Here is a 25,442-nt window from a genome sequence, read left to right as displayed (position 1 = left end):
ACGGCCGGCTGACTGACCGGCGGATCACGGCCGGCTGGTGACAGCCGGCCGTGGCGCGTGTCAGTCGACGCGGAGTCGGTAGCCGCGCTTCACCACCGTCTGTACCACCCGGGGCGCGTGCAGCCCGGCACGCAGCCGGGCCACCGCCATCTCCACGGCGTGCTCGTCCGCGCCCCGGGGAAGGGTCCGCAGCAGGGCGGTACGCGACAGCACCCGGCCCGGGGACTGTGCCAACGCCCGCAGCACCGCCATCGGCGCGGGAGCGAGGGGCCGCAACTCGCCGTCGATCACCGCGGCGTGTCCGCGCAACGTGAGCAGGTGGCCGGCGGCCTTGAACGTCACGGTCCGGCGGGGCAGCTCGTCGACGATGGTGCGGACCAGGGCGCCCAGCCGGGCGCGGCCGGGCGCGCTCACCGGCACCCCGTGCCGGAGCAACGGCTCGGCGGTCACCGCGCCGACGCAACTGGCCAGCACGTCGGTGCGGAACGCGGACACCACCGCGTCGGTACGGTCGCCGGCGGCCCGCAGCAGCGCCTCGACCGCCGGCGCGGAGGTGAACGTCACCGCGTCCACCAGCCGGCCGGCGATCAGGTCGATCAGTCGGTGCAGCGGCGCCGGGTCCGTCGGTGGCGCCCACCGGTAGACCGGCACCTCGATAACGGTGGCGCCGGCCGCCTCCAGTGCCAGCGTGCACTCGGGCTGCCGCTCACCGTGCAGCTGCATGGCGATCACCTGCCCGGCCACGCCCCGCCGACGCAGGTGGTCGACCACCTCGTCGCAGCTCTCCGACGCCGGTGACCACTGGTCGTGCAGGCCGGCCGCACGGATCGCGCCGCGCGCCTTGGGACCCCGGGCGACGACGTACGAGCCGGCGAGCACCGAACGCAGCGGCTCGGCCAGCCCCCAGCCCTCGGCTGCCTCCAGCCACCCGCGCATCCCGATGCCCGTGTTGGCCATCAGGATGTCGGGTGGCTGGTCGAGGCAGGCGCGGGTCGCTTCGCGCAGTTCGCTGTCGTCGGACAGCGGCACGATCCGCAGCGCCGGGGCGAGCACCACGCGTGCGCCCCGGCGTTCGAGCAGCGCGGCCAACTCGTCGCGCCGCCGGTCGGCGGTCACCCCGATGGTGAAGCCGGCCAGTTCTTCCCGCATCAGTCCTCCCGTCGCAACCGCACTTCGACGATCCCGTCGTGGCAGCGCGTCTCGTGCCGGACCACGGTCACTCCGGGCAGGTCGAGGCATTCGCCGGTGCGCAGGTCGTACACCTGCTTGTGCAGCGGCGACGCGACCGTCGGCACGCCGCCACGGCTGCCCACGATGCCCCGGGACAGCACGTACGCGCCGGTGACCGGGTCACGGTTGTCGATCGCGAACAGCCCGTCCACGGTGTGGAAGAGGGCCACCTGCACACCGTCGACCAGGGCGGCGACGCCCCGATCCGGCTCCAGCCGGTCCAGGGGGCAGACCGCCGTCCAGTTGAGTGTGGTCATCGTGATGCTCATCGCCGTACCTCCGGAAGGCCGAGCGGGACGGGACGACGGCCGTGGCCGTCGGGTGGGGTGCCGCCGCGGGCCGGCACCGGCTGGCCGCGCTCCACGGCGAAGGTGATCGACGGGTCGGGCACGTCGGGGGCGTTGACGAAGGAGGTGTACCGGCGCAGCCGCTCCGGGTCGTCCAGCACGTCACGCCACTCGTCGGAGTACGACGCCACGTGCCGTTCCATGGCCGCGTCGAGGTCGGCGCAGATGCCCAGCGAGTCGTCCACGATCACGGCCCGCAGGTGGTCCAGGCCGCCGTCCATGGCCTCGATCCAGCCGGCCGTGCGTTGCAGCCGGTCGGCGGTGCGGATGTAATACATCAAAAATCTGTCGATCAGTCGGATCAGGGTTTCTGTCGACAGATCAGTGGCGAACAGGTCGGCGTGCCGGGGCCGGAAGCCACCGTTGCCGCCGACGTAGAGGTTCCAGCCCGTCTCGGTGGCGATGATGCCGAAGTCCTTGCTGCGGGCCTCGGCGCACTCGCGGGCGCAGCCGGAGACCGCCGACTTGATTTTGTGCGGGGCGCGCAGCCCGCGGTAGCGCAGCTCCAGCGCCACGGCCAACCCCACCGAGTCCTGTACGCCGTACCGGCACCAGGTCTCGCCGACGCAGGACTTCACCGTGCGCAGCGCCTTGCCGTACGCGTGCCCGGACTCGAAGCCGGCGTCCACCAGGCGCCGCCAGATCTGCGGTAGCTGCTCCACCCGGGCCCCGAACAGGTCGATCCGCTGCCCGCCGGTGATCTTCGTGTAGAGCTGGAAGTCCCGGGCCACCTCGCCGATCACGATCAGCTTCTCCGGGGTGATCTCGCCGCCGGGGATGCGGGGCACCACCGAGTAGCTGCCGTCGCGTTGCAGGTTGGCCAGGAAGTGGTCGTTGGTGTCCTGCAACGACGCCTGCTCCCCGTCGAGCACGTGCCCGCTGCCCAGCGAGGCGAGGATCGAGGCCACCACGGGCTTGCAGATGTCGCAGCCGCGTCCCCGACCGTGCTCGGCGACCAGTCGGGAGAAGGTGCGGATGCCCCGTACGCGCACGATCTCGAACAACTCGCGGCGGCTCACGTCGAAGTGCTCGCACAACGCGGTGGACTGTGCCACCCCGGCCGCGTCCAGGAGCTGCTTGAGCATCGGCACGCAGGACCCGCAGCTCGTGCCCGCCCTGGTGCACGCCTTCAGCGACGGTACGTCCGAACAGCCGCCGGCGATGGCGGCGTCCACGTCACCCCGGGTCACCGCGTTGCAGGAGCAGACCTGGGCGGTGGCGGGCAGCGTCCCGGCGTCCGCGCCGCCGCCCTCGGGGGCGAGCAGGGCCAGCGGCGCGGCCGGTAGCGGCCCACCCACGCTGGCGCGCAGCGTCGGGTACGCGCTGGCGTCGCCCACCAGCACACCGCCGAGCAGGGTGTGCGCGTCGTCGGAGAGGACCAGCTTGGCGTACACGCGGGTGGCCGGGTCGGTGAACGTGACGTCCAGACAGCCCTCGGTGGTGCCGTGCGCGTCGCCGAACGACGCCACGTCCACCCCGAGCAGCTTCAGCTTCGTGGCGGTGTCCGCGCCCGGGAACGTCGCCGCGCCGCCGACCAGCCGGTCGGCGACCACCTCGGCCGTCGCGTACCCCGGGGCGACCAGGCCGTGGCAGGTGCCGTCGACCGCCGCGCACTCGCCGACGGCCCAGATCCGCTCGTCGGCGGTGCGGCAGGTCTCGTCGACAAGCACCCCACCGCGCGGACCCAGCGGCAGGCCGGCGGCCCGCGCCAGCTCGTCGCGGGGCCGGATGCCGGCGGCCACCACGACCAGCTCGGCGTCGACCACCCGGCCGTCGGACAGTTCCAACGCGGCCACCGCGCCGTCGGCCCCCGCGCGGATCGCCGTGGTGGCGACCCCGAGATGGGTACGCACACCCAGGTCCTGGACGTAGCGGCGTAGCATCGCGCCGCCGGCCTGGTCCACCTGCACCGGCATCAGCCGGGGCGCGAACTCGATCACGTCGGTGCTCAGGCCGAGCAGACGCAGGGCGTTCGCGGCCTCCAACCCGAGCAGCCCGCCGCCGATCACCGCGCCGACCCGTCGATCGGCGGCGTACGCACGGATCGCCGCCAGGTCGTCGAGCGTCCGGTAGACGAAGACGCCGGGCAGGTCGGCTCCGGGCACCGGCGGAACGAACGGGTACGACCCGGTGGCCAACACCAGCGCGTCGTAGGGGTATTCACCCTCGGCGGTGGTCACCACCCGCCGTTCCCGGTCGATGGCGGTGGCCGGCTCACCGAGGCGCATCCGCACCCCGTCGTGCGGGGTGTGCACGTTCAGCTCGTCCTCGCTGGCCCCGTCGAAGTACGCCGAGAGTCGCACCCGGTCGTACGCCGGACGCCTCTCCTCGGCCAGTACCGTCACCCGCCAGTGGCCCTGCGGGTCACGGGCGCGCAGCGCGTCGACGAAGCGCTGCCCCACCATCCCGTTGCCGACGACGACCAGGTCCGCGCCGCTCATCGCGCCACCTCCACCGATTCCGCTTCGGACAGCCAGTCGACGATGCCGCCGACCGCGTCGCGGCATCCGCCGCATCCCGTGCCGGCCCGGGTGCCCGCCACCACCGCGTCGACCGTCCGCGCGCCGGAGCGCCAGCAGCGCACCAGCGCGCCCTTGGTCACGGTGTTGCACTGGCAGACGACGGCCGCGTCCGGCATCAACGCCGGTGACGCGCTCGGCGTCGAGACGGCCCCGCCGAGCGCCCGGCCGAGCAGCAGGGCCCGCCGGTCGGCCGGTACCGGGTGACCCCGGTCGAAGAGTTGGATCACCGTGCCGACGGCCGGGTTGTCGCCGAGCAGGATCGCGCCGATCAACCGCTCGTCATGGATGCGCAGCCGGGCGTACGTGCCCCGGGTCGGGTCGGTGAACGTCAGTTCCTCGCCCGGTGCGCCACCGACCGCGTCGCCCATCGCGGCGAGGTCGATCCCGGCCGCCTTGAGCCGGGTCACGACCGGGCGGGGCCGGTACCGGGCGAGTGGGTCCGTGCCGGTCAACACGTCGGCGAGCACCCGGGCCTGAGCCCAGGCGGGCGCGACCAGCCCGGTGAGCGTCCCGTCGTGCTCGGCGCAGTCGCCGAGCGCCGAGATGGACCGGTCGCTGGTGCGCAGCCGGTCGTCCACCACCACGCCCCGCCGCACGGTCAGCCCGGCGGCCTGCGCGAGGGCGGTGTCCGGGCGTACCCCGCAGGAGAGCACCAGCAGGTCGGCGTGCAGCGACCGGCCGTCGGCCAGGTCGAGTCGGACGCCGGTGTCGTCCGCCACCACCGCGGTGGCGGGCACCCCGAGCTGGATCGTGACGCCGAGCCCGGCGAGCGTGCCGGCCAGCACCGCGCCGGCCGCCGGGTCGAGCTGCCGTTCCATCAGGTGGTTGGTCGGGTGCACCACGGTGGTGGCCAACCCGCGCGTGGCCAGGCCCCGGGCGGCCTCCAACCCGAGCAACCCGCCGCCGAGCACGATCGCGGCGCGTGCGTCGCGCGCCACGGCCAGGATGCGGCGGCAGTCGTCCAGGGTGCGGAAGGGGACGACCCGTCGGGGCAGGTCGGCCGGGTCGAGGCCGGGCAGGGGCGGCACCACCGCCCGCGCGCCGGTGGCCAGCACCAGGTGGTCGTACGCGATCCGTTCGCCGTCGGCCGTGCGGACCTCGCGGGCCGTCCGGTCCACCGCGGCGACCGGCACGCCGGAGCGCAGGTCGACGCCGTGCCCCGCGGCCTCGGTCAGCTCCACGTCCGGTTCGTCGATGCGGCCCGCCAGCAGGGTGGACAGCATGATCCGGTTGTACGCGCGGTGCGGTTCCGCCCCGAGGACGGTGACCTTGCGGTCGTCCCCGCGGGCGTGCAGCTCGGCCGCGAGCCGGGCACCGGCCATGCCGTTGCCGACGATCACCACCCGGGCGGTCATGCCTTCTCCACCCGGACCGCGCAGATCTTGAACTCGGGCATCCCGGAGATCGGGTCCACCGCGTCGTTGGTCACCGAGTTGGCCCGCCCGGCGCCGGGCCAGTGGAACGGCGCGAAGACCGTGTCCGGCCGGATACCCACGCTGAGCCGGGCCGGGGCGCGCAGCTCTCCCCGGCGGGACGTGACCCGCACCGGATCGCCGTCGTCGATGCCCAACCGGGCGGCCAGGTCGGGGTGCAGCTCGACGAACGCCTCGGCCGCGGCGCGACGCAGCGCCGGTATGCGACGGGTCTGCGTGCCGGACTGGTACTGGGCCAGCACGCGGCCGGTGGTGAAGTGCAGCGGGTACGTGGCGCACACCTCCTCGGCGGCCGGCCGGTGGTCGACGGGGTGGAACCGGGCCCGCCCGTCCGGGGTGGCGAACGTGTCGGCGAAGAGCCGTGGCGTGTCCGGTCCGTCCTCGCTGGGGCACGGCCAGTGGACGCCGTCGGCGGCGTCGATGCGGTCCCAGGTGATGCCGGCGTAGTCGGCGACGCCGCCCGCGGAGGCGCGGCGCAGCTCGCCGAATACGGTGGCCGGGTCGGTCGGGAACCGGGCCGCCGCCGTCTCGGCGTCGCCCAACCGCCCCGCCAGATCGGCGAGGATCGCCAGGTCGGTGCGGACGTCCGGCGGCGGTGGGCGCAGCGCGCGCCGACGGAGCACCCGACCCTCCAGGTTGGTCATCGTGCCGTCCTCCTCGGCCCACTGCGCGGTGGGCAGCACCACGTCGGCCAGCGCTGCCGTCTCGGAGAGCAGCAGGTCGGCGACGACCAGCAGGTCGAGGTCGCGCAGCCGACCCTCGATCCGGGCGGCCCGGGGCGCGGAGACCACCGGGTTCGAGCCGAACACCAGCAATGCCCGGGGACCGTCGGCGGTGCCGAGCGAGTCGAGTAGCCGGTACGCCGGCACGCCGGGACCGGGCAGCTCGTCGGCCGGTACGCCCCAGACGCCGGCGACGTGTTCCCGGGCCGCCGGATCGTCGATCCTGCGGTAGCCGGGGAGCTGGTCGGCCTTCTGTCCGTGCTCCCGTCCGCCCTGACCGTTGCCCTGGCCGGTGAGGCAGCCGTACCCCGAGCCGGGGCGGCCGGGCAGGCCCAGGGCGAGGGCCAGGTTCACGTACGCGGTGACGGTGTCGACGCCCTTGGCGTGCTGCTCGGCTCCGCGCGCGGTCAGGATGATCACCCGACCGCCGGTGCCCAACGCGCGGGCGGTCGCCTCCAGGTCGGCCACCGGCACGCCGGAGAGCTGTTCCGCCCGGGCCGGCCACCAGGCGGCGACGCTGCGGCGGACCGCGTCGAAGCCGGTGGTGCGCTCGGCCACGTATGCCTGATCGACCCAGCCCTCGGTGAGCGCGATGTGCAGCAGCGCGTTGGCCACGGCGAGGTCGGTGCCGGGCAGCGGTTGCAGGTGCAGGTCGGCCTGGCGGGCGGTGGCGGTGACGCGGGGGTCGACGACGATGAGCTTCCCGCCGCCCCGGCGCTGCTCGGTGAGCCAGCGCACCAGCGGCGGCATGGTCTCCGCCGGGTTGGCGCCGACCAGTAGCAGCGTGTCGGCGCGGCCCAGGTCGGCCAGGGGGAACGGCAGTCCCCGGTCGACGCCGAAGGCGCGCATCCCGGCGGCGGCCGCCGAGGACATGCAGAACCGTCCGTTGTAGTCGATGTTGCGGGTACGCAGTGCGATGCGGGCGAACTTCCCCAGCGCGTACGCCTTCTCGTTGGTCAGCCCGCCGCCGCCGAAGACGGCGACCGCGTCCCGGCCGGAGCTGTCCTGGATGGCGCGTACGCCGGTGGCCACCCGGTCCAGCGCGGCGTCCCAGGTCGCCGGGCGTAGTGCGCCGCTGGCCGGGTCACGCACGAGGGGGGTGGTCAGCCGATCCGGATGGTCGAGCAGTTCGGCGGAGGTCCAGCCCTTCTGGCACAGCCCACCCCGGTTCGTGGGGAACTGGCGGGGGAGCACGCTCACCCCTGCGTCGTCCTCGCGCAGCGTCATGCCGCACTGGAGTGCGCAGTACGGGCAGTGCGTCGCCACCTCCCGGGGCGTCCGCCCCGATCGAGTTGCCGGCCGTGCACCGTCTGTCATGTCGGCAAAGCGTGCCGCCGAGCAGTTTCCAGTCCGGGTCCCTTCTGTTTCGGTCCTGTCAAGTGGGCCTCACACCGCACCGGAGTAACGGGCGTGACGGGTAACCCGCCACCACACACCCCGGCGATCTTGCACTTTCGGTGGCGACACAAGGGGCATCCCGGTCATCTCGACAACCGAAACTGCAAGATCGACGGGATGGTCGGGTTCCTGTGCTGCCCGAGGCACGATGGGCTGCTTATAATGTGGGAAAAGTGTCTCAATAGGTGGGAGTGGGCGATGAGCGTGGTGGACGTTTTCGACGCGGTGGCCGGCACCTACGACGAGGCACGACGGCGGCTGGTGCCCTGCTTCGACGCCTTCTACGGCGCGGCCGTCGAGGTGGCCACGCCACCGCTGCGTGCCGCGCTGGCGGCGGGGCGTACCCCCGAGGTGTTGGACCTGGGCGCGGGCACCGGGCTGCTCTCGCTCCTGTTGGCCGCGGCGGTGCCCGGCGTGCGGCTGACCCTGGTGGACGCCGCGCCGGCGATGCTGGCCCGCGCCACCGACGAGCTGTCGGCGCGTTCGGTGCCGCACCGGACCGTCCGGGCGGACCTGTCCGAAGAGCTGCCCCCCGGCCGGTACGACGCGGTGGTCAGCGCGCTCGCGATCCACCACCTGGACGACGACGGCAAGCGGGCGCTCTACCGGCGGGCCGCCGCCGCCCTGACGCCCGGTGGGGTGTTCGTCAACGCCGAGCAGGTCGCGGGGCCGACTCCCGCGCTCGACCAGCGCTACGACGAGGTGTGGATGGCGCGGATCGCCGAACTGGGGTCGTCGCCGGAGGAGATCGCCGCCTCCCGGGGCCGCATGCGCTACGACCTTCCGGCGACCGTCGCCGACCAGTGCCGGTGGCTCGCCGAGGCCGGCCTGGTCGACGTCGACTGCTACTTCAAGGAGTGGCGCTTCGCGGTGTTCGGCGGTCGGGCCTGACCCCCGTTGTCCATGCTTGGGGAATCGCCGCCGACAGGCAGTGAATCCCGGGGAACGAGGAGGGCGGCATGGCAGGACGGCTCGACGGCACGGTGGCGCTCGTGACCGGGGCCAGCAGCGGCATCGGCGCGGCCACCGCGCGCGGCCTCGCAGCCGACGGCGCGGCGATCGCGGTGCTGGCCCGCCGTAGGGCCAAGCTCGACGAGCTGGCCCAGAGCGTGCGGGCCGACGGTGGGGCGGCGCTGGTGGTCGAGGCGGACATCACCGACCGGTCGCAGGCGGAGTCGGCTGTCGACCGGGTGGTGGCCGAGTTTGGCCGGCTCGACACGGTGGTTAACAACGCGGGGCTCATGCTCGTCGGCCCGGTCGCCGAGGCCCCGCCGGAGGAGTGGGACCGGATGCTCGCGGTCAACGTGCAGGGCATGCTGCACGTCACCAGGGCTGCGCTCCCGCATCTGCTGGCCGCCGCCGAGGCCGCACCCCGCCGGGTCGCGGACCTGGTCAACATCAGCTCTACGGCGGGCCGGGTGGCCCGGCCCGGGACGGCCGTCTACAACCTCACGAAATTCGGCGTCAACGGTTTCTCCGAAGCGCTGCGGCAGGAGATCGGGTCGAAACGGGTGCGGGTCAGCGTGATCGAGCCGGGGACGGTCGAGACCGAGTTGTCCTCGCACGTGCGCGACGGCATCCGGGAGGCGATCGTGCGGCAGACCGAGGGGTTGGAGCTGCTACAGCCCACGGACATTGCCGACGCGGTCTCGTACATCGTGACCCGGGACCGGCGGGTGGCCGTCAACGAGATCCTGGTGCGGGCCGCCGAACAGACCTGGTGAGGCCGCGGTATGTCGCAAAGGTCACCAGAGTGCCTTTCGCCTCCTACGGCGTGCCCGCGACCGGCGTGGATGACTGGCGGTCATACCGATGGGTAGTCTCACGGACATGACTGCCAAGGTGACGCTGTCGTTCACGGACGAGACGATCGAGGAGGCCCGACGCTTCGCCAAGCGCGAAGGGCTGTCCCTCTCGGCGTGGATGGACCAGGCCGCCCGGGAGAAGGCGCTGCGCGAGGTCTTCACCGCGCACGCCGCCGCCGTGGGACGCGCCGGCCTCGACCTGGAGTCCGCCGCCCTCGCCGACGCCCGCGAGGTCGGCATGGTCAACGACCTCTTCTCCGGCGGACCGCCGCGTGCTGCGTAGGGGTGAGATCTGGCGCATCGAGGGCGCCCGCGAACGCCTCGGCCTGGTGATCAGCTCGGATGTCTACAACTCCACCGACGTGCCCATCGTGATCGTCGTCGAGGTGGTCGAGGAGTCGCTGCTGCGCGACTCGCCCCTGGCCGTGCCGATGGGCGCGTACGTGGTGATGCCCGACCGGATCTCGTCGCCCATGAAGAAGTGGTTCACCGAGTGCGTGGACGTCGCCGACACCGACACCATGCTCCGGATCGGTCGGGCGCTGCGCATCCTCCAACAGCTCTGACATCGAGGGACCTCACCGACGCCCTCGGCGCGTGGTGCGGCAGGCGTTTCCCGGCCGACCCACGACGGGCACTGCCAGGTAACTCCGCCTTCCTAGCGTTCCTTTCCGTCACACCGACGAGGAGGAGCCGCCGTGAGCACGCTCACCAGCACCGCAGTCACCGCCGACCCACCTGCCGTCGTCGGGCGTCGACGCCCGTTGGACGACTGGCGGCCGGAGGATCCCGAGTTCTGGCGTACGACAGGCGCGCCGATCGCCCGCCGCAACCTCTGGGTGTCGATCTTCGCCGAGCACGTCGGCTTCTCCGTGTGGAGTCTCTGGTCGGTGACCGTGCTCTTCCTCGGCCCCGCGTACGGCATCGATCCGGCCGGGAAGTTCCTGCTCACCGCCGTACCGGCCGCGCTGGGCGCGGTGCTGCGGCTGCCGTACACCCTGGCGGTGGCCCGCTTCGGCGGGCGGCGCTGGACGATGATCAGCGCGCTGTTGCTGCTGGTCCCGACCGTGCCGATGACGATTCTGCTGGAACCGGGGGTGTCCTACTCCACGCTCATGGTGCTCGCGTGCCTCACCGGCGTCGGCGGCGGCAACTTCGCCTCCTCGATGGCGAACATCAACCTCTTCTACCCGTCACACCTCAAGGGTCGGGCCCTCGGGCTCAACGCCGGCGGCGGCAACCTGGGCGTGCCGGCGGTGCAGCTCGTCGGGCTGGCGGTGCTCGCCACCGCCGGCGCCGCGTACCCCCGGTTGGTGCCCGCGGTCTACCTGCCGCTGATCGTGCTGGCCGCGCTGGCGGCGGCCCGCTGGCTGGACACCGTGCCCGGGGCGCGCAACGAGCCGGGAGCGCTGCGCGAGGCCGCCCGCGACCCGCACACCTGGATCATGTCGCTGCTCTACATCGGCACCTTCGGCTCGTTCATCGGGTTCGGATTCGCCTTCGGCCAGGTGCTCCAGCTCCAGTTCGCCGAGCGGTTCCCCACCCCCGTCGACGCCGCCTGGCTGACGTTCCTCGGGCCGCTGATCGGTTCGTTGATCCGGCCGCTGGGCGGGCACTTCGCCGACCGGCTCGGCGGGGCAAGGGTGACCTTCTGGAACTTCGTGGCGATGGCCCTCGGCGCCGGCACGGTGCTGTACGCGGCCCGCGAGCGCTCGTTCGGGCTCTACCTGGCCGGGTTCCTGGCCCTCTTCGTCTTCTCCGGGGTGGGCAACGGCTCCACGTACAAGATGATCCCGGCGATCTTCCGCGCCCGCGCGGCGGAGGCGGTCGCCAACGGCACGCGTGAACCGGAGGCCGCCGCTCGGTGGGCGCGACGCATGACCGGCGCGTTGATCGGGATCGCCGGCGCGATCGGCGCGTCCGGCGGGGTGCTGGTGAACATCGCCTTCCGCCAGTCGTTCCTCAGCTCCGGCAACGCGGACGCCGCCTACCTGGCGTTCATCGGCTGGTACGCGCTGTGCTTCGCCCTGACCTGGGTCGCCTACCGTCGTCCGGGGTCGTTCCAGCGGCTCGCCGGAGTGTGAGCCGGGTCACGGCCGCCGCGTCCGAGCGCGGCGGCCCACCCCCGTTTTGACCTGCCGATGGGGCGCCGGGTATCGTTGCCTGCTGTTGTACGACATCCAGAGGCGTGCCCTATCAGGTACGCTTGGTCGTTCGTGCGCGCTGGTCCGGCCCGTTAGCTCTGGTCACCTCGGCGCGCGACCCCAGACCGACGACGAGACAAGGTAGACCTGTGCGTACGTACAGCCCGAAGCCGGGTGAGATCGAGCGTCAGTGGCACGTCATCGACGCCTCTGATGTCGTGCTGGGCCGCCTGGCCACCCACGCCGCCACGTTGCTGCGTGGTAAGCACAAGCCGACTTTCGCGCCGCACGTCGACACGGGCGACTTCGTCGTCATCGTGAACGCGGGCAAGGTCGCGCTGACCGGCAACAAGCGCCAGACCAAGGTCGCTTACCGCCACTCGGGTTACCCGGGTGGTCTGAAGCAGGTTGGCTACGACGAGCTGCTGACCAAGCGCCCCGAGCGGGCCATCGAGCTGGCTGTGAAGGGGATGCTCCCGCACAACAAGCTCGGCCGTCAGCTGATCAAGAAGCTGAAGGTCTACGCCGGTGCCGAGCACCCGCACCTCGCGCAGCAGCCGGTGCCGTTCGAGATCAAGCAGATCGCGCAGTGAGCGCGGGCGAAGGAAGCAGCATGACCGACATCACCACCGAGACCGAGGTTGCCCCCGAGGCCACCGAGGCGCCGGCGCCCGTCGCCCGCGCGCCGCGTGGTGACCGCCCGATCCAGACCGTGGGTCGGCGCAAGGAGGCCATCGTCCGGGTCCGTATCGTCCCGGGCACCGGCAAGATCACCTGCAACGGTCGCGACCTCGAGGCCTACTTCCCGAGCAAGGTGCACCAGCAGCTCATCAAGGACCCGCTGGTCACCGCCGAGAAGCCCGAGGCGTTCGACGTCATCGCCAACCTGCGTGGCGGCGGCACCACCGGCCAGGCCGGTGCGCTGCGGCTCGCCATCGCCCGTGCGCTGATCGTCAACGAGCCGGACGACCGCCCGGCCCTCAAGAAGGCCGGCTTCCTCACCCGGGACGCCCGGGTCAAGGAGAGCAAGAAGTACGGCCTCAAGAAGGCCCGTAAGGCTCCCCAGTACTCGAAGCGCTGATCTTTCCCAGCGCGTTGTACTTCTGACGGACGGCCGGTCCGCCTCCCCACTCGGGGAGGTGGGTCGGCCGTTTCGCTTTCTCCTTACTGGTCGTGTTCATTCGGAGGTTGGCGGGTATGGGTCGGTTGTTCGGCACGGACGGCGTACGCGGGCGGGCGAACGCGGATCTCACCCCCGAATTGGCGCTGGCGCTCGCCGTGGCCGCCGCGCACACACTCGCCGAGACGGACCGCAGCCACCCGCCACTCGCCGTGGTCGGTCGGGACACCCGGGCCAGCGGCGAGATGCTGGAGGCCGCCGTCGTGGCCGGGCTCACCAGCGCCGGCGCCAACGTCGTACGCGTCGGCGTGCTGCCCACCCCGGCGGTGGCGTTCCTCACCGCGGAGGCGAAGGCCGACCTGGGCGTGGTGCTCTCCGCGTCGCACAACCCCATGCCGGACAACGGCATCAAGCTCTTCGCCGCCGGTGGCCACAAGCTGCCCGACGAGATCGAGATGAAGATCGAGGCCGCGGTGGAGGCGAACGCCACCACCGCCTGGGACCGCCCGATCGGCGCCGGCGTCGGCCGTGTGCACGACCTGCTCGACGGCGCGGACCACTACGTGCAGCACCTGGTCGGCGCACTGCCGCACCGGCTGGACGGGATCAAGGTCGTGGTCGACTGCGCCAACGGCGCGGCGAGTGAGGTGGCTCCGGTCGCCTACCGGGAGGCCGGCGCGGAGGTCGTGGCCATCCACGCCGAGCCCGACGGTCTGAACATCAACGACGACTGTGGCTCCAACCACATCGAGGCCCTGCGTGAGGCCGTGGTGCAGCACGGCGCCCACCTGGGCATCGCCCACGACGGCGACGCCGACCGGATCGTGGCGGTGAGCGCCGATGGTGACGAGGTCGACGGCGACCAGGTCATGGCGATCCTCGCGCTGGCCATGCGGGAGGCCGGCACCCTCACCCAGGACACCCTGGTGGCGACCGTGATGAGCAACCTCGGTCTGCGACTCGCGATGTCCGCGCAGGGCATCCGGCTGATCGAGACCAAGGTCGGTGACCGGTACGTGCTGGAGGAGTTGCGCGCCTCCGGCCTCGCGCTCGGCGGCGAGCAGAGCGGCCACATCGTCATGCCGGCCCACGCCACCACCGGTGACGGGGTGCTCACCGGCCTGCACCTGATGGCCCGGATGGCCGCCACCGGCCAGTCGCTCGCCGAGCTGGCCTCGGTGGTCACCAAGCTGCCGCAGGTCCTGATCAACGTCCCGGTCGGCGACCGGACCGTCGGGGCCAACGCGCCGGCCGTCCGCGCCGAGGTCGAGCGGGCCGAGGCGGAGCTGGGGGAGACCGGTCGGGTGCTGCTGCGTCCGTCGGGCACCGAGCCGCTGGTGCGGGTGATGGTCGAGGCCGCCACCGAGGCGATCGCGCGCGAGGTCGCCGAGCGGATCGCCGCCCTCGTGCGTACGGCCAGCCCCGCCGCGTCGTAACCGGCCGCACGTCGGGTCGCCGGGCTTGGACCCGGCGACCTGGCCGCGTCAGCGGGTCAGAGCGCGCAGCCGGGTGACCGCCTCGGCCAGCACCTCCGGGCGCTTGCAGAACGCGAACCGGACCAGCCGCCGCCCGGCCTCGACGTCGTCGTAGAACACCTGGGTGGGCACCGCCACGACGCCGCAGCGCTCCGGCAGCGACCGGCAGAACTCCATCCCGTCGGTGCCGCCGAGCGCGGTGACGTCCGCGGTGACGAAGTACGTGCCCTCCGGCGTCAGCACGTCGAACCCGGCGTCCGTGAGGCCGCCGATGAGCTGGTCACGGCGCTGCTGGAGCCCGTCGCGGAAACCCGTGTAGTAGTCGTCGGGCAGGGCCAGCGCCACCGCGACCGCCGGTTGCAGCGGCGCGGCGTTGACGTAGGTGAGGAACTGCTTCACCCGCACCACCGCCGAGACCAGCGCAGCCGGGCCGCTCGCCCACCCGATCTTCCAGCCCGTGCAGGAGAACGTCTTGCCGGCCGACGAGATGCGCAGCGTCCGCTCCCGCATCCCGGGCAGCGTCGCCAGCGGCACGTGCGCACCGGACGCGTCCGAGAACACCAGGTGCTCGTACACCTCGTCGGTGACCGCGTACGCGTCGAACTCCTGGCACAGCTCGGCCACCAGCGCCAACTCGGCCGGCGTGAACACCTTGCCGGTCGGATTGTGCGGCGAGTTGAGCAGCACCAGCCGGGTGCGCGGGCCGAACGCCGCCCGCAGCGCCGCCGGGTCGAAGGCGTACCGGCCGTCCGCGCCGGGACGCAGCGTGACCGGCCGCCGGACCGCGCCGGCCAGGGCGATCGAAGCGGCGTACGAGTCGTAGTACGGCTCGAAGCACACCACTTCGTCACCCGGTTCGCAGAGAGCGAGGATGCTGGCCGCCACCGCCTCGGTCGCGCCCGCCGTGATCACGATCTCCGTGTCCGGGTCGTACGCAAGGTCGTAGAACCGGCGCTGGTGCGCCGCGACGGCCGCGCGCAGAGCGGGGATTCCCGGACCGGGCGGGTACTGGTTCTGTCCGCCACGCAGCGCCTCGGCGGCGGCGTCCAGCATCTCCGGCGGGCCGTCCGTGTCCGGGAAGCCCTGGCCGAGGTTGACCGCCCCGGTGCGTACCGCGAGGGCGGACATCTCGGCGAAGATCGTCGTACCGAACGGCCGCATGCGGGCCACCAGCGGGTCGACATCGGTGCTCGTCGTCACCTGCGCCAGCCTACGGTCACCCGCTGACCCGACTCCAGCCTCATTCGGGCTCACAGCTGGTCGCCCAGGTCCCCTGGGCCTTGTTCGTCACGGGCTTTCCGACGCCGGTGACCGTGACGGCGCAGTCGAGCGGTCTCTCGCCGTCGTCGGACCACCGGGCCTCCACCATGACCCTGCTCTGGCCGTTGGTACGGATGGTCATGCGCCAGGGCAGTTTCGCGCCGTCGACGTGGATGAGATCGCTTTCGGCGTCGAAGTACGCGATGTCCGCCCTGCCCACGCCGGTGACCTCGTAGACCACCGTCACCGGGGCCGGACCGGACGTCGGGCGCGTGATCGGCTTCTTGGTGGGACCGACCGTGGGGGTGTCGGGCACGGTGGGCGGCTCGGGCGCGAAGCTCGGCGGCCAGGTGCTGTCGCCGAACGGGTCGCTGTCGTACGGGTCTTCGGCGACCGTGTCCGGGACCAGTTGGCCGAGCAGTGACCCGGACACGCAGAAGCATCCGCACCCGAGGACGGCGAGCGCCGCGACGACCGCGACGACGATCCCGACCACCCGACCTGCGCCGCCGGCCGGGCGGCCGGGCGGTGGATAGCCGGGATAGAGGTACGGCGGCGGGTAGCCGGGCGGTGGATAACCCGGCGGCGGGTAACCGGGCACCGGGTAACCCGGCGGATAGCCGGTCGGGGGCTGCCCCGGTGGCGCGGGTGGTGGCCAGGTGCTCGTTCCGGCGGGATCGGGCGTACCCGGGACGCCGGTGGGATCGGGCGCCCACGGGGTGCCGGTGGCGTCGGGTGTCCATGCGGACGCCGGCGGGGGCGTCCAGGGCGCCGGGGGTGCCCAGGGCTGGCCCGGCGCCAGCGGACCCGGCGTGGGGAATGCGTCCGGCGTGGCCCAGCCGGGCGTCGGCTCCACCGGCGTCTGCCCGGGTGGCGGCTCCGGCGGTGCTTGCCCGAGCGTCGAATCCGGCGGCGTCGGGGCGGGGTCCGGAGGTGGCGTCGGAGACGACTCGGGCGGCGGCGCGTCGGACATGGCTGCTCCGGGCGGGAGTGGGTAAGGGGTCAAGGAGCCAGCGGAGCGTGCGCCGAGCCCGCCGGAAGACTGTCGTACGCGCCGGCCGTCCCGCAACCCCGGCCGGTCCTCGCGGACGGCGGCCCGGCCCGTGACGCTCGTCCCATTGCGGCCCATCAACCGCCGATCGCTCAAATTCGGTGCTTGTTTAGCCGTCTTTCGAGCACCCATGATGAGCGAAACTGGGTTAGGCTGCGGGCCATGTGTGGAATCGTGGGATACGCCGGCGCGCGCCCGGCGCTGAGCATCGTGCTCGACGGGCTGCGGCGGCTGGAATACCGGGGCTACGACTCGGCGGGCGTCGCCATCGTCTGCGACGACCAACTCCTGACCGAGAAGAAGGCCGGCAAGCTCGCCAACCTCGAAAAGGTGCTCTCCGAGCGTGCCGCCGACGACCCGACCTCCTGCGCGGCCAGTCCGATCGGCATCGGTGACGGCACCACCGGCATCGGGCACACCCGGTGGGCCACCCACGGCGGCCCGACCGACCGCAACGCCCACCCGCACGTCGCGCCCGACGGCCGCGTCGCGGTGATCCACAACGGCATCATCGAGAACTTCGCCAGGCTCCGCGCCGAGTTGGAGGCCGACGGCGTCCAGTTCACCAGCGACACCGACACCGAGTGCGCCGCGCACCTGCTCTCCGCCGCGCTGGCCGACCTGCGCGCCGCCGGCCAGCCGGACGGCCCGCAGCTGCTCGCCGCCGGCATGCGTGTCGTGTGCCAGCGGCTGGAGGGCGCGTTCACCCTGCTCGCGGTCGACGCCTCCGTGCCCGGTGCCGTCGTCGGCGCCCGGCGCAACTCGCCGCTTGTCGTCGGGCGCGGCGACGGCGAGAACTACCTGGCCAGCGACGTGGCGGCGTTCATCGAGCACACCCGCGAGGCGGTGGAGCTGGGTCAGGACCAGATCGTCCTGATCACCGGCGACAGCATCGAGATCACCGACTTCGACGGTCAGCCCGCCAGCGGCAAGGACTTCCACATCGACTGGGACTCGTCCGCCGCCGAGAAGGGTGGTTACGACTGGTTCATGCTCAAGGAGATCGAGGAGCAGCCGCAGGCCATCGCCGACACCCTGCTCGGCCGGCTCACCGAGAGCGGCGAGATCGCCCTGGACGAGGTCCGCCTCAGCGACCAGGATCTGCGCGACGTCGACAAGATCTTCATCGTGGCCTGCGGCACCGCGTACCACGCCGGCCTGGTCGCCAAGTACGCCATCGAGCACTGGACCCGCATCCCGTGCGAGGTGGAGCTGGCCAGCGAGTTCCGCTACCGCGACCCGGTGCTCGACCGATCCACGCTCATCGTGGTCATCTCGCAGTCCGGCGAGACGATGGACACCCTCATGGCCCTGCGCCACGCCAAGGAGCAGAAGGCGCGCGTGCTGGCCATCTGCAACACCAACGGCTCGACCATCCCGCGTGAGTCGGACGCCGTGCTCTACACCCACGGTGGGCCGGAGATCGCCGTCGCCTCCACCAAGGCGTTCCTCACCCAGGTCGTCGCCTGCTACCTGATCGGCCTGCACCTGGCCCAGGTCCGCGGCATCAAGTTCGCCGACGAGGTCGGCGCGGTCGTCGCCCAGCTCCAGGAGATGCCGGGCAAGCTGCGCGAGCTGCTGGACCGCATCGAGCCGGTCCGCGAGCTGGCCCGCGAGCTGAAGTCCGAGCCGACCGTGCTGTTCATCGGCCGGCACGTCGGCTACCCGGTGGCCCTCGAAGGCGCGCTCAAGCTCAAGGAGCTGGCGTACATGCACGCCGAGGGCTTCGCGGCCGGCGAGCTGAAGCACGGCCCCATCGCCCTGATCGACAAGGGCACCCCGGTGATCTGCGTGGTGCCCTCCCCGGTGGGCCGGGGAATGCTGCACGACAAGGTCGTCTCCAACATCCAGGAGGTCCGGGCGCGCGGCGCGCGGACCATCGTGATCGCGGAGGAGGGCGACGAGGCCGTCGTTCGGTACGCCGACCACCTGATCTACGTGCCGCGTACGCCCACCCTGCTGGCCCCGCTCGTCACCACGGTGCCGCTCCAGGTGTTCGCCGCCGAGATCGCCGCGGCCCGGGGGCACGACGTGGACCAGCCCCGCAACCTGGCCAAGTCGGTCACCGTCGAGTAGTCGCCAGCCACACCCCGGAGCCCCGGCCGCGCCGCACCCGCGGTGGCCGGGGCTCCGTCGTCGCCGCCGCGTCCGGTGGCCCGGACCCCGTGGTCAGCGGTCCGGTCACCGGCCCAGCACGACGCGGGCCATCCCGTCCAGCGCCGGGTTGTCCGGCTCCCAGTAGCCGGCGTGCCCGCCGCGACCGCTGCGGAACACCCGGCCGCCGAACCCGGCGTCCGCCGGGTCGTGACCGAACCACAGCTCGTGGCCGGTCCGATCCGGCCGGGCCAGCACCGCGGCGAGCGGAGCGGCGCCCAACAGCGCCGGCCGGGCCAGCTCGTCCACCGGCCGGGCCAGGCGGATCACGTCGTCGGGCGCCCTGCTGGCCCACACCTGCCCGGCCGGTACGCCCAGTTCGTCGGCGCGCGCCACGCCCACCCCGGGCGAGCCGACGAACATCAGCGCGTCGGCCGCCAGCCCGTGCTCCCGGGCGGCCACGCCCACCACCAGCGACCCGTAGCTGTGCCCGAGCACCGTCTGCCGGGCCGGCGGCCCCTCGTGCGTGGCGCGCAGCCCCTCCTGGAAACGGTGCAGCGCCGGGCCGGCGTCCCGGGCCTGACCGGACGACGCCGCCTCGGTCAGGAAATCCGGAGCGTCGTAGTCCAGCCACAGCACCGCCGCGCTGCGCTCACCCGGCGCGAGCGCCGCGCAGCGCTCCAGCACCCGGGCGGCCCGACCCAGCTCACCGGGGGCGTCGTCCAGCCCGGCGGTCATCCCCGGCACGTACGTCAGCACCCGGCCCGCGTGGTCCGGGTCGTCGAGCGCCACCACCACCCGCCCCTCACCGGTCGGGTCCAGCCCCAGCAGGTACGCCCGCGGCTGCCCGCCGGCCAGTCGCTCGGTGAGCGCGTCCAGGCCGGCCAACCGCGACGCCAGCGCGCGTAGTCGTACCGACGCCAGCGGCCCCGGCGGCACCCGGGCCAGCAACCGCCGCCGCTCGGCCAGCAACTCCTCCCGCCGCGCGCCGAGCAGCAGGCGGTTGGCCTGGTCGCGGGCCGCCACCGGTACCCCGTCCAGGGCGCCGACCAGCGCCGGCTCGTGCCCGACGAGCCAGCGCCGCTGGGCCGGGGTCAGCCCGGACCACCAGGCACGTACCACCGCTGGCGACGCCCCGGCGGAAGGCCGGCCGGGCGGTGCCGGGGACGCCCAACCGGTGCCGGCGGCGCGGGTCAGCTCGGCCAACCGGTCGGCGGCCGCCCGGTCCGCCCCGTCGGCCCGCTCCATCGCCGCACACACCGCCGCTGCCGCGCCCGCCACCGCGTTCGCGGCTGCCGAGGCGGATTGCGCCGGGCCGACCCGCACACCGCCGGCTCGATCGACCAGCAGACCGGCCGCCTCGGCCCGGGCGACCGCCCCGGCGAGCTGAGCCTTCGCCACGGCGAGCTGCCCGGCCAACTCGGCCAGCACCTGGTCGGCCTCGATCAGCGCCGGAGACACCGAGGTCAGCTCGTCGCGGAAGCCGACGAGCCGGGCGTCGGCCGCCGTGGCCGCCGCACCGGACCAGCCACCACGCAGCCGCCCGGCCGTCCCGGCCAGCTCGTCGGCGTACCTGTCGACCGGGCCGGTCAACCCCGCCCAGGCCGATCCGGCCGCCCGCCAACCGGTCGGATCGGCGGCCCAGAGCTGCCGGTAGCCGACCCCACTCACCGGGGCACGGTGGCGAAGCGGCCGGCGGCCCGGTCGTCCACCGTCTCGTACGCCTCGGCCGCCGCACGGACCCCACCGGCGGTCGCCGCCACGGCCGCGCCCAGCCGGCAGAACCAGGCGTGCCCGGCCGCCTCCAGCCCCGCCAGCGCGGTGGCCGTCCGCCAGCCCGGCACCGGCACCAGCAGCCCCGGCACCCGCGCCAGACCCCACGCCAACCGGTACGCCTCGTCGTCGAGCGCGCCGGCCTCCGCGCGCAGCTCCCGTGGTCGGACGGCGAACGGCTCCTCGGTCATGACCCCACCCCCGCGTTGGATCGGCATCGACGTGTCGAACGCTAGGCAGCGCCCGACCGCGCCGGAGTGCCCTGTGGACGGCGGGCTCCGGTCGTACCCCGGTCTGTCCACAGGCGTTGCCCACAGCGGGCCCGACGGCTAATCTGCCGCCTCCACCGCCGGTAGGGTGGTCTGGTGATCGTCGCTGTCGGCCTCGACGTCGTCCTGGTGGACCGGTTCACCCGGTCCCTGGCGCGGACGCCGCTGCTCGCCGACCGGCTGTTCACCGGGCCGGAGCGGGTCACCCGTTCCGGCGGTCCCCGCTCGCCGGAGTCGTTGGCCGCCCGCTTCGCCGCGAAGGAGGCCGTCGCCAAGGCGCTCGGCGCTCCGGCCGGCCTGCGGTGGCACGACTGCGAGATCGTGCCCGACACCGAAGGCCGGCCATGGCTGAGCGTCTCGGGGACCGTCGCGGCGGTGGCCGCCGAGCGTGGGATCAACCACTGGCACCTGTCGCTCTCGCACGACGGCGGGATCGCCTCGGCGATGGTGGTCGCGGAACGGTGACGTCGGCCGGGTGGGCCGTGCCGGCCAGCCCGCGAAACGGATGGGACACGGTGACATGAGACCGGTGTGGCGGGTGGCCGACGTACGGGCCGCCGAGGCGGGGCTGATGGGCACGCTGCCGGAGGGCACGCTGATGCAGCGCGCCGCCGCCGGGCTGGCCCGACGGGCCGCCCTGCTGCTGGCCGAGCGCGGCGGTGTGTACGGCGGCCGGGTGCTGCTGCTCGTGGGCTCGGGCGATAACGGTGGTGACGCGCTCTACGCGGGGGAGCGGCTGGCCCGCCGGGGCGTCGAGGTCTCCGCTCTGCTGCTCACTCCGGGCCGGGCGCACGTCGCCGGATTGGCCGCGCTGCGGGCCGCCGGTGGCCGGTTGGTGGACCGACCCGCCGGCCCCGTCGACCTGGTCCTCGACGGCATCGTCGGGATCGGCGGCACGGGCGGGCTCAGGGCGAACGCGGACGAGGTCGTCCAGCGGCTGGGCGACCTGCGTGGGCGCGACGGCCAGCGGGCCACCGTCCTGGCCGTGGACGTGCCGAGCGGGGTGGCGGTGGACACCGGGCATGTGCCGCTGTCCGCGTCCGGCCGGCCTGTCGCCGTCCGCGCCGACGTGACCGTCGCCTTCGGCGCGCTCAAGCCCGCCCTGGTGGTCGGCCCGGCCGCCGCCCTGGCCGGGCAGGTCGAACTAGTCGACATCGGGTTGCGGCCGTGGCTGCGGGGCACCCCCGCGCTGAACGTCACCGAGTGGTCCGACCTGGCGCGGTGGTGGCCCGAGCTGGGTGCCGCGTCGGAGAAGTACACCCGGGGTGTGGTGGGGGTGGCGACCGGCTCGGCGACGTACCCGGGCGCGGCGGTGCTCTCCGTCGGCGGTGCGCTCGCCGGGCCGACCGGCCTCGTCCGCTACGCCGGTGGGGCCCGCGACGAGGTGCTGCGCCAGCACCCCTCGGTGATCGCCACTCCCCGGGTGGCCGATGCCGGCCGCGTGCAGGCGTGGGTGTGCGGCTCGGGGTTGGGCACCGGGGACGAGGCGGCGGCCGAGCTGCGGGCCGTCCTGGCGACGTCGGTGCCGGTGGTGCTCGACGCGGACGCGTTGACCCTGCTGGTGGACGGGTCACTCGCCGACCGGCTGCGCGGCCGGGACGCCCCGATCGTGGTCACCCCGCACGATCGGGAGTTCACCCGGCTGTGCGGGGAGGAGCCGGGCGCCGACCGCATCGGGTCGGCGCTGCGACTGGCCGCCTGGATGAACGCGGTGGTGCTGCTCAAGGGGGACCGCACGGTGATCGGCACGCCGGACGGCCGGGCGTACGTCAATCCGACCGGCACCCCGGCGCTGGCCACCGGTGGCACCGGCGACGTGCTGGCCGGGCTGCTCGGCTCGCTGCTGGCGGCCGGCGTGCCGGCGGACCGGGCGGCCGCCGGGGCCGCGTACCTGCACGGACTGGCCGGTCGGGAGGCGGCCCGGGGTGGCCCGGTGACCGCGCCCGACGTGGTGACCGCGCTGCGCCCGGTCGTCGCCCGGCTGGGCTGATCGTCCCGTCCCGACCCGGCCGGTGCGCCGGGCCGAGCGTCACCGCCCACGGTGATCAGGCTGGAAAGTAGGCTGGGCGCATGTGGCAGGCCGAGGTACGTGTCGATCTTGACGCGATCCGCGAGAACGTGAGCCGGCTCCGCTCCGGCACCACCGCCGAGCTGATGGCGGTGGTGAAGGGCGACGGGTACGGCCACGGCATGCTCCCGGCCGCCCGCGCCGCACTGGACGCCGGGGCCGACTGGCTCGGCGTCTGCACCCTCGACGAGGCGCTCACGCTGCGCCGGAACGGGATCACCGCGCCGGTGCTGGCGTGGCTGCTCGCGCCCGGGTTGCCGCTGCACGAGGGCGTGAGCGCCGGGGTGGACCTCGGTGCCGCGAGCCTGCCGCAACTGGACGAGATGATCGAGGCGAGCCGGCGGGCCGAGCGCCCCGCCCGCCTGCACCTGAAGATCGACACCGGGCTGTCGCGGGGTGGCGCCACCGTCGCCGACTGGCCGGCCCTGCTCGACGCCGCCGCGAAGGCCCAGGCCGACGGCCTGGTCGAGGTGGTCGGTGTGTGGAGCCACTTCGTGTACGCCGACATGCCCGGCCACCCGACCACCGACCGGCAGCTCGCCGTCTTCCACGAGGGACTGGCCATGGTCGAGCGGGCCGGGCTGCGTCCCCGCTGGCGGCACCTGGCCAACTCGGCGGCCACCCTGACCCGCCCCGACACGCACTTCGACCTGGTCCGCCCCGGGCTGGCCGTCTACGGTCTGTCCCCGGTGGCCGGCGAGACGTACGGGCTGCGGCCGGCGATGACCGCGCGGGCCCGGGTGATGCTGACCAAGCGGGTGCCCGCCGGCACCGGCGTCTCCTACGGGCACACGTACACGACGCCGGCCGACGCGAATCTCGCCGTGGTGCCGCTCGGGTACGCCGACGGTGTGCCCCGGCACGCGTCGAACACCGGGCCGGTGCAGCTCGCCGGCGCGCGCCGGACGATCTCCGGGCGCGTCTGCATGGACCAGTTCGTGCTCGACTGCGGCGACGACCCGGTGGCCGACGGAGACGTGGCGACCCTGTTCGGCAGCGGCGCCGACGGCGAGCCGACGGCCGACGACTGGGCGGAGGCGGTCGGCACCATCAACTACGAGATCGTCACCCGCTTCGGGAGCACCCGGGTACCGCGCGTCTACGACGGCGAGCGCCACTCATGACGTACCGCATCCCGCGTCCGCGGACCGCGGCCGGCCGCGTCGCCGGCCTGGTCGGCGCTGCGGTCGGGGTGGCGGCGGCCGGCCTGGCAGCCGGCGTCGCGACCGAACGCACTCTGGTCCGCCGGCTCAAGTCCGACCCGACCGACCGCTACGCGCACGAGACGTTCGGCGAGCAGAGGTACGACGAGGCATTTCGGCTGGAGCTGCCGGACGGCACCGACATCCACGTCGAGGTGGTGGAGCCGACCCGCCCGGTACCGGGGCGCCCGACGGTGGTGCTGGTGCACGGGTTCTGCCTGGACATGGGCACCTTCCACTTCCAGCGCAAGATGCTCGCCGAGCGCGGCGACTACCGGATCGTGGCGTACGACCAGCCCGGTCACGGCCGCTCCGGCCGGTTGGAGACCGGCGAGTACGACCTCGCGGTGCTCGGCCGGACACTGCGCCAGGTGATCGACCGGGTCGCCCCGGAGGGGCCACTGGTGCTGGTCGGCCACTCGATGGGCGGCATGACCATCATGGCGTTCGCCGAGCTGTTCCCGGAGCTGTTCGGTGACCGGGTGGTGGGCACCGTGCTGATGGCCACGTCGGGCGGTCTCGTCGCGGAGACCAAGCTGGTCGCCCCGGCGCTGCTGGGCCGGGTCGGTGGTCCGGTGCTCTACATGGTCAGCAACGCCACCCGCTACGGCGGTCCGGTGATCGACAAGGCCCGCAAGTCGACGTCGAACGTGGCCTGGTTGCTGACCCGCAAGTACGGCTTCGGCACCCGCAAGCCCAGCCCCCGGCTCGTGTCGTACGTGGAGACCATGAACTCGCGGACCTCGGCCGACACGGTGACCCGCTATCTGCGGACCCTCGCCACGCACTCGCGCTTCCCCGCGTTGGCGGCGTTGGCGAACGCGCCGGTGCTGGTGGTGGTCGGCGACAAGGACATGATCACGCCGGTGACCCACTCGGAGGAGATTGTCCGGCGGCTGCCACACGCCGAGTTCATCAAGATCAAAGATAGTGGTCATGTGGTGATGTTGGAGCACGCCGACGAGGTCAACGCCGCGCTGGAGCGGTTCCTCGAATCACTGGAGAGCATGGAGGACCGGTGAGTTTCGTCGTCAAACTGCCGACCGTCGAGGACACTCGGGAGTTCGGCCGCCGGCTGGCCGGGCTGCTGCGGGCCGGTGACCTGGTGCTGCTGACAGGCCCGCTGGGGGCCGGCAAGACCGCCCTCACCCAGGGCGTCGGCGCCGGGCTCAACGTCCTCGGGGACGTGACCTCGCCGACGTTCGTGATCGCTCGTGTGCACCGGCCGGACCCGGCCCGGGGTGGCCGGGTGGCCCTGGTGCACGCCGACGCGTACCGGCTGGGCGCCGCCAGCGATCCACGCGCCGAGATCGACGACCTGGACCTGGACGCCTCGGTGGATGAGTCGGTGACCGTGGTGGAGTGGGGCGAGGGCCTGGTGGAGCAGTTGGTCGACGCGCACCTGCGGGTCCGCATCGACCGCCGCGACGACGACACCCGAGTCGTCGAGCTGGACCCGGTCGGTGGTGACTGGGCCCGGCGGTTGGCCGAGCTGGGTTAGGGCGCGGCGCTGTCGGACCGGGTGCCTA

At 73.4% G+C, this 25,442-nt stretch carries 23 protein-coding genes; 14 read left to right on the top strand and 9 right to left on the bottom strand.

Features of this window, described 5'->3' with window-relative positions:
• Positions 1-60 precede the first annotated feature (60 nt).
• From ACTFTM_RS28350 to ACTFTM_RS28330, 5 genes are read right to left on the bottom strand one after another with little or no spacing between them, the layout of a single operon-like run.
• The gene (locus tag ACTFTM_RS28350) at positions 61-1,149 is read right to left on the bottom strand and encodes a uroporphyrinogen-III synthase (RefSeq protein WP_449563424.1); all 1,089 of its coding nucleotides are present in this window, start codon (positions 1,147-1,149) and stop codon (positions 61-63) included.
• Entirely contained in the window at positions 1,149-1,499 is a 351-nt protein-coding gene (gene nirD, locus ACTFTM_RS28345; protein ID WP_449563423.1) for a nitrite reductase small subunit NirD, read from the bottom strand. The genes ACTFTM_RS28350 and nirD overlap by 1 nt, the downstream gene beginning before the upstream one ends.
• The gene (gene nirB / locus ACTFTM_RS28340; RefSeq protein WP_449563422.1) at positions 1,496-4,018 is read right to left on the bottom strand and encodes a nitrite reductase large subunit NirB; all 2,523 of its coding nucleotides are present in this window, start codon (positions 4,016-4,018) and stop codon (positions 1,496-1,498) included. Before nirB ends, nirD begins: the two co-directional genes overlap by 4 nt.
• Complete coding sequence (locus ACTFTM_RS28335) at positions 4,015-5,454, bottom strand: FAD-dependent oxidoreductase (protein WP_449563421.1); 1,440 nt, start codon at positions 5,452-5,454, stop codon at positions 4,015-4,017. The genes nirB and ACTFTM_RS28335 overlap by 4 nt, the downstream gene beginning before the upstream one ends.
• Positions 5,451-7,571, bottom strand: coding sequence for a molybdopterin oxidoreductase family protein (locus ACTFTM_RS28330; protein ID WP_449563420.1), 2,121 nt, complete (start codon positions 7,569-7,571; stop codon positions 5,451-5,453). Before ACTFTM_RS28330 ends, ACTFTM_RS28335 begins: the two co-directional genes overlap by 4 nt.
• A gap of 279 nt (positions 7,572-7,850) precedes the next feature.
• On the opposite strand from ACTFTM_RS28330, the gene ACTFTM_RS28325 reads away from it, so the two are divergent.
• The 8 genes from ACTFTM_RS28325 to glmM all read left to right on the top strand — a co-directional run bounded on the left by ACTFTM_RS28325 (position 7,851) and on the right by glmM (position 14,157).
• A complete protein-coding gene (locus tag ACTFTM_RS28325) occupies positions 7,851-8,543 on the top strand; it encodes a class I SAM-dependent methyltransferase (RefSeq protein ID WP_449563419.1) in 693 nt (230 codons plus the stop codon).
• Between the two features lie 68 nt (positions 8,544-8,611).
• The gene (locus tag ACTFTM_RS28320; protein ID WP_449563418.1) at positions 8,612-9,376 is read left to right on the top strand and encodes an SDR family NAD(P)-dependent oxidoreductase; all 765 of its coding nucleotides are present in this window, start codon (positions 8,612-8,614) and stop codon (positions 9,374-9,376) included.
• 106 nt (positions 9,377-9,482) lie between these two features.
• Positions 9,483-9,740 (top strand): DUF6364 family protein, encoded by a 258-nt coding sequence (locus ACTFTM_RS28315; protein ID WP_449563417.1) that lies wholly within the window; start codon positions 9,483-9,485, stop codon positions 9,738-9,740.
• Entirely contained in the window at positions 9,730-10,023 is a 294-nt protein-coding gene (locus tag ACTFTM_RS28310; protein ID WP_449563416.1) for a type II toxin-antitoxin system PemK/MazF family toxin, read from the top strand. The genes ACTFTM_RS28315 and ACTFTM_RS28310 overlap by 11 nt, the downstream gene beginning before the upstream one ends.
• A gap of 132 nt (positions 10,024-10,155) precedes the next feature.
• Positions 10,156-11,541, top strand: a complete 1,386-nt coding sequence (locus ACTFTM_RS28305) for a nitrate/nitrite transporter (RefSeq protein ID WP_449563415.1) — start codon at positions 10,156-10,158, stop codon at positions 11,539-11,541.
• A 209-nt stretch (positions 11,542-11,750) separates the two neighbouring features.
• A complete protein-coding gene (rplM, locus tag ACTFTM_RS28300; RefSeq protein ID WP_007465158.1) occupies positions 11,751-12,194 on the top strand; it encodes a 50S ribosomal protein L13 in 444 nt (147 codons plus the stop codon).
• 20 nt (positions 12,195-12,214) lie between these two features.
• Positions 12,215-12,682 carry a 30S ribosomal protein S9 gene (gene rpsI, locus ACTFTM_RS28295; RefSeq protein WP_110563055.1) on the top strand — a complete coding sequence of 156 codons (468 nt, stop codon included), beginning with the start codon at positions 12,215-12,217 and terminating at the stop codon, positions 12,680-12,682.
• A gap of 116 nt (positions 12,683-12,798) precedes the next feature.
• The gene (gene glmM, locus ACTFTM_RS28290) at positions 12,799-14,157 is read left to right on the top strand and encodes a phosphoglucosamine mutase (protein WP_449563414.1); all 1,359 of its coding nucleotides are present in this window, start codon (positions 12,799-12,801) and stop codon (positions 14,155-14,157) included.
• A 48-nt stretch (positions 14,158-14,205) separates the two neighbouring features.
• On the opposite strand, the gene ACTFTM_RS28285 is transcribed toward glmM, so the two are convergent.
• Positions 14,206-15,396: a pyridoxal phosphate-dependent aminotransferase gene (locus ACTFTM_RS28285; protein ID WP_449563413.1), complete on the bottom strand. Its 1,191-nt coding sequence runs from the start codon at positions 15,394-15,396 to the stop codon at positions 14,206-14,208.
• A 40-nt stretch (positions 15,397-15,436) separates the two neighbouring features.
• Entirely contained in the window at positions 15,437-16,429 is a 993-nt protein-coding gene (locus ACTFTM_RS28280) for an MmpS family transport accessory protein (RefSeq protein WP_449563412.1), read from the bottom strand.
• Between the two features lie 240 nt (positions 16,430-16,669).
• On the opposite strand from ACTFTM_RS28280, the gene glmS reads away from it, so the two are divergent.
• Positions 16,670-18,583, top strand: coding sequence for a glutamine--fructose-6-phosphate transaminase (isomerizing) (gene glmS, locus ACTFTM_RS28275; protein WP_355050715.1), 1,914 nt, complete (start codon positions 16,670-16,672; stop codon positions 18,581-18,583).
• A 105-nt stretch (positions 18,584-18,688) separates the two neighbouring features.
• Here glmS and ACTFTM_RS28270 read toward each other — a convergent pair whose 3' ends face one another.
• Together ACTFTM_RS28270 and ACTFTM_RS28265 are read right to left on the bottom strand one after the other, a co-directional pair.
• Positions 18,689-20,272 (bottom strand): alpha/beta hydrolase, encoded by a 1,584-nt coding sequence (locus ACTFTM_RS28270; protein ID WP_449563411.1) that lies wholly within the window; start codon positions 20,270-20,272, stop codon positions 18,689-18,691.
• Positions 20,269-20,565 carry a hypothetical protein gene (locus ACTFTM_RS28265; RefSeq protein ID WP_449563410.1) on the bottom strand — a complete coding sequence of 99 codons (297 nt, stop codon included), beginning with the start codon at positions 20,563-20,565 and terminating at the stop codon, positions 20,269-20,271. Before ACTFTM_RS28265 ends, ACTFTM_RS28270 begins: the two co-directional genes overlap by 4 nt.
• Positions 20,566-20,739: 174 nt before the next feature.
• Between ACTFTM_RS28265 and ACTFTM_RS28260 the strand changes: the two genes are divergently transcribed.
• From ACTFTM_RS28260 to tsaE, 5 genes are all read left to right on the top strand, one after another.
• Entirely contained in the window at positions 20,740-21,108 is a 369-nt protein-coding gene (locus ACTFTM_RS28260) for a holo-ACP synthase (protein WP_449563409.1), read from the top strand.
• A 55-nt stretch (positions 21,109-21,163) separates the two neighbouring features.
• A complete protein-coding gene (locus tag ACTFTM_RS28255) occupies positions 21,164-22,633 on the top strand; it encodes an NAD(P)H-hydrate dehydratase (protein ID WP_449563408.1) in 1,470 nt (489 codons plus the stop codon).
• Between the two features lie 80 nt (positions 22,634-22,713).
• Complete coding sequence (gene alr, locus ACTFTM_RS28250) at positions 22,714-23,835, top strand: alanine racemase (protein ID WP_449563407.1); 1,122 nt, start codon at positions 22,714-22,716, stop codon at positions 23,833-23,835.
• Complete coding sequence (locus ACTFTM_RS28245; protein WP_449563406.1) at positions 23,832-24,935, top strand: alpha/beta fold hydrolase; 1,104 nt, start codon at positions 23,832-23,834, stop codon at positions 24,933-24,935. Before alr ends, ACTFTM_RS28245 begins: the two co-directional genes overlap by 4 nt.
• Positions 24,932-25,414: a tRNA (adenosine(37)-N6)-threonylcarbamoyltransferase complex ATPase subunit type 1 TsaE gene (tsaE, locus tag ACTFTM_RS28240; RefSeq protein ID WP_449563405.1), complete on the top strand. Its 483-nt coding sequence runs from the start codon at positions 24,932-24,934 to the stop codon at positions 25,412-25,414. Before ACTFTM_RS28245 ends, tsaE begins: the two co-directional genes overlap by 4 nt.
• Positions 25,415-25,442 lie beyond the last annotated feature (28 nt).

This window comes from Micromonospora sp. RB23 (genome assembly GCF_053585025.1).
This window is presented reverse-complemented; position numbering and strand designations above follow the sequence as displayed.